The sequence below is a fragment of the Microbacterium sp. genome (genome assembly GCF_026393345.1).
Classification (GTDB): Bacteria; Actinomycetota; Actinomycetes; order Actinomycetales; family Microbacteriaceae; genus Microbacterium.
Genome location: NZ_JAPLAI010000006.1, coordinates 1 through 4,056 on the forward strand (window position 1 = coordinate 1; position 4,056 = coordinate 4,056).

3 protein-coding genes are annotated in these 4,056 nt (G+C 70.3%); 1 reads left to right on the forward strand and 2 read right to left on the reverse strand.

Translation table 11 applies throughout. The features are described from left to right. Positions 1 to 53: 53 nt before the first annotated feature. On the reverse strand, positions 54 to 1,238 hold the full coding sequence (locus tag NT132_RS00450; RefSeq protein WP_297783126.1) for an ROK family transcriptional regulator: 1,185 nt from the start codon (positions 1,236 to 1,238) through the stop codon (positions 54 to 56). 181 nt (positions 1,239 to 1,419) lie between these two features. On the opposite strand from NT132_RS00450, the gene NT132_RS00455 reads away from it, so the two are divergent. Further along, complete coding sequence (locus NT132_RS00455; protein WP_297783129.1) at positions 1,420 to 2,910, forward strand: L,D-transpeptidase family protein; 1,491 nt, start codon at positions 1,420 to 1,422, stop codon at positions 2,908 to 2,910. An 80-nt stretch (positions 2,911 to 2,990) separates the two neighbouring features. Here the strand turns inward: NT132_RS00455 and NT132_RS00460 are convergent. Further along, positions 2,991 to 4,056: NADP-dependent isocitrate dehydrogenase (locus tag NT132_RS00460; protein ID WP_297783132.1), on the reverse strand; the 1,066-nt coding region annotated here is incomplete at its 5' end.

A 4,056-nucleotide genomic window follows, 5' to 3' on the forward strand; every position in this document is an offset into this window, starting at 1 on the left:
CTTCTTCTCTGTGACGGGTGCGGACGCGCACCGCGCGCGCCCGATCGGTCCTGCTACGAGACGCCGAGGCGCGCCGACAGGACCATGACGGCGGCACCGCGCAGGACGATGTCCTGGCCCTGCTCCGTCATCCGCACCTGGACGCCCTCATGGAACGGGGCGAGCGTTCTGGTGCGGAGGGCCTCGGCGGTGGCCTGCGCAAGCACACCGCCGAGGAGTTCGTTCGGGCCGGAGAGGACGATCTCCGACAGGTCGAGTGCGCCGACCACCGGGGCGAGGGCGATTCCCAGTCGTTCCCCGGCGTCCCGCAGCACCGTGTCGGCCTCGGCGGGCGTGGTCGCCTCCGCCCGGCGGGCGAGGAGCGACGGCACCGACAGCCAGGCTTCGAGGCATCCGACCTTGCCGCAGGCGCACACCGGTCCGCCGTCGGTGCCAACCGTGACGTGGCCGATCTCGCCCGCCGCGAACCGGCTGCCGCGCATGGGCTGTCCTGCCGCCAGCAGGCCCGAACCGACACCGCGACCGACCTTCACGAGAAGCACATCGTCGCCGGCTCCGCCGAACGTGTACTCGGCGAGGACGGCCGCGTTGGCGTCGTTGGCCACGAGCACCGGGAGTCGAAGCGCCTCGCTCAACACCCCCTCGAGGTCGAAGCCGGCCCAGCCCATGTTCGGCGCAGTGAGCACGACACCGTGGTCGTCGATCACGCCGGGGGTGCCGATGCCGATCCCGAGGACGGGCGCGTGGGCATCGGCGACGAGCGCGCGCGCCAGCTCGATCACCGCATCCAGGACCTGCGTCGGATCCGCGGGATGCGGCGTCTGCCGCCGCACGACGATCTCGCCGTCCAGGGTCAGGACGGCGCCCAGGAACTCCTCGGCACCGGACAGGTCGATCCCGACGATCCGGTGCCCGGCGCGGTCGAGGTCCACGAGCATCGCGGGCTTGCCCGGTCGGCCCGCCTCCCGGACGCCCTGCTCGGCGACGAACCGGTCGGCGATGAGTTCCGCGATCAGGTCCGAGATCGTCACGCGGGTCAGCCCGGTCTCCCGGGCGAGGTCCGCTCGGCTCATCGCGCCACGGTGGAACAGTGTCTGCAGCACGAGCGACCGGTTGTGCTCGCGCGCCTGCCCCGGCAGCACCTTGCGGTCCGAGCGCAGCACGCGTCCGGGGACGAAGGCGCCAGCCTGGCTGGTCCGGGCTGCGGAGGCGGGCTGGGGGCGGGTGGCGGCCGTCATGTTTGTTAGTACACCTTACGAACTAACTTCCCGCAAGACTTTTCTGCGTCCTCCCGCCACACAGCCGTCCAGGGATACACGGCGGAGCGTGACGAGAACGTTGCCCCACACGCGCACCCGCGCGTTTACCATTAGAACGAACGGGTCCGCGTGAGGACCCGCGGCCAGGGGGGGTAAAGGCGTGACGGATCTCGCGACCGGCTCGATCGCGACGAGCAAGGATGCGGTCGACGACACCGCACCCGTCGACCCGCCCACCGGCGACGGCGGCCCCTCGGACCCCACCACGGTGTACTCCTGGGCGCCGGAGGAACCGGCCCCCAAGAAGAAGCATCTCGGGCTCTGGCTCGGCATCCCCGGCGGTGTCCTCGCGGTCGCTGCGGTGGCCGCATCCCTCATCCTCATCGCGCCCGGTACCGCGGTCGCCGGTGTCCACGTCGGCGGTCTCACCGCCGGCGCCGCCTCCGATGCACTGACCGCGCGCCTGGCCGCCACCACGATCGAGATCTCCACGCCGGACGGCGACGCGACACTGACCGGCGCCGAGCTCGGCGCGTCGGTGGATGCCGAGGCGCTGGCGGAGAAGGCGTTCGCCGAGCATCCGCTCTGGAACGTGTCGCAGTGGAACGCGGAGCCGATCACGGCCGAGGTCACCCTCGACCCCGATACGGCCGAGGCCGCGCTGCGGGCGAAGCTCGGCGAGCTGTACACCGATCCGGTCGACGCGTCCGTGGCGTTCGACCCCGCGACCGCGACCTATGCGACGGTCCCGGCCACCGACGGCGAGGGCATCGACCCCGAGACCATCCGCGCCGCCGTGCAGGACGCGTTCACCGACGGATCCGCCGCCGCGCACATCGACGTGGACGCTGTGCCGGTCGAGGCAGCAGTCACGACCGCGACCGCGGACGAGACAGTTGCCACGCTCAACGCCATGCTCGACACCGCGGGGTTCTACGTCGGCGAGGAGCGGGCGGTTCCCCTCGACCGCGCCCAGGTCGCCTCCTGGCTGACCGTGGACGACGTCGAAGGCGAGCTGACCATCACCGCCGACGCCGCCGCGATCCAGGCGGTCGTCGACACGCTCCCGGGCCTCATCGACCGGGCACCTGTCGACGCCCGCGTCATCACGAACACGTCGGGCGAGGTCCTCGCCGAGCTCAATCCCGGCACCACCGGACGCACGCTCGGCGACACCACGGGCGTCGCGGATGCGTTCGCCGCGCAGCTCGCCGACGGTAACGCGCAGTACGGACTCTCGGTCACCGAGGTGCCGTTCGCCAGTTCGGCGGTCACCCGCCGCATCGAGGTGAACCTCGCGACGCAGCGCACCTACCTGTACGAGAACGACCAGGTCGTGGGCAGCTACACGATCTCGTCGGGACTGAACCCCAATGTCACCCCGACCGGGCGCTTCAAAGTCTTCGCCCACGTGCGGGTGCAGGACATGGGCGCCCTCTGCTACAACCCGGCCGCGCAGAACAGCTACTGCACCAAGAACGTCCCGTACGTGACCTACTTCGCCCCGGACATCGCGTTCCACGGCGCATCAGCCTTCCGGAGCAGCCTCGGCTACCCGCAGAGCCACGGCTGCGTGAACATGTGGAACGACGACGCGGCCTTCGTGTATGGCTGGGCCGTCACCGGCACCGAGGTGTGGGTCCACTACTGACCCCGCGTTCCTCACATCGACCGAGGAACGACGAAGGGGCCGGATGCTGCAGCATCCGGCCCCTTCGTCGTTGAGCGAGATTACGCCAGGTTGTCGAAGATGGCGTTCAGCGTCGCGGACGGGCGCATCACCTGGGTGACGAGCGTCTCGTCGGGGTGGTAGTACCCGCCGATGTCGACCGGAGAGCCCTGCACCGCGAGGAGCTCCGCGAGGATCGTCTGCTCCTCGGCGGCGAGCTTCTCGGCGACCGGCGCGAAGACGGCGGCGAGCTCCGCATCCTCGGTCTGCGCCGCCAGCTCCTGCACCCAGTAGAGGGCGAGGGAGAAGTGGCTGCCGCGGTTGTCGATCGTGCCGAGCGTGCGGCCGGGCGACTTGTCGTTCTCGAGGAACGTGCCCGTCGCGCGGTCGAGCGTGTCGGCGAGGATCTTGGCCTTGGCGTTCCCGGTGTACTCGCCGTAGTGCTCGAGCGAGGCGGCCAGCGCGAAGAACTCGCCGAGCGAGTCCCAGCGCAGGAAGTTCTCGGCGAGGAGCTGCTGCACGTGCTTCGGGGCGGAACCGCCGGCGCCGGTCTCGAACAGGCCGCCACCCGCGAGGAGCGGGACGATCGAGAGCATCTTGGCGCTCGTGCCAACCTCGAGGATCGGGAACAGGTCGGTCAGGTAGTCGCGGAGCACGTTGCCGGTCACCGAGATGGTGTCCAGGCCCTGACGCATGCGCGCCAGCGAGTACCGCGTGGCCTCGGCCGGCGGCAGGATCGTCGTCGTGATGCCCTTGGTGTCGAGCTTGCCGAGGTAGGTGGCGACCTTGGCGATCAGCTGCGCGTCGTGCGCGCGGTTCGCGTCGAGCCAGAACACGGCCGGCGACCCGGTGGCGCGGGCGCGGTTGACGGCGAGCTTGACCCAATCGCGGACGGGGATGTCCTTGGTCTGGGTGGCGCGCCAGATGTCACCGGTTTCGACGTCGTGCTCGATGAGCACCTCGCCCTCCGAGTCGAGGATCTGCACCTTTCCGGGTGCGGCAATCTCGAAGGTCTTGTCGTGGCTGCCGTACTCCTCGGCGGCCTGAGCCATGAGGCCGACGTTCGGGACCGTACCGATCGTGGTGGGGTCGAGCGGACCGTTGGCGATGACGTCGTCGATGGTCGCC

Excerpts from the sequence above, each read along its gene's own strand:
- NT132_RS00450 (WP_297783126.1), bottom strand. The coding sequence starts at position 1,238 with ATGACGGCCGCCACCCGCCCCCAGCCCGCCTCCGCAGCCCGGACCAGC.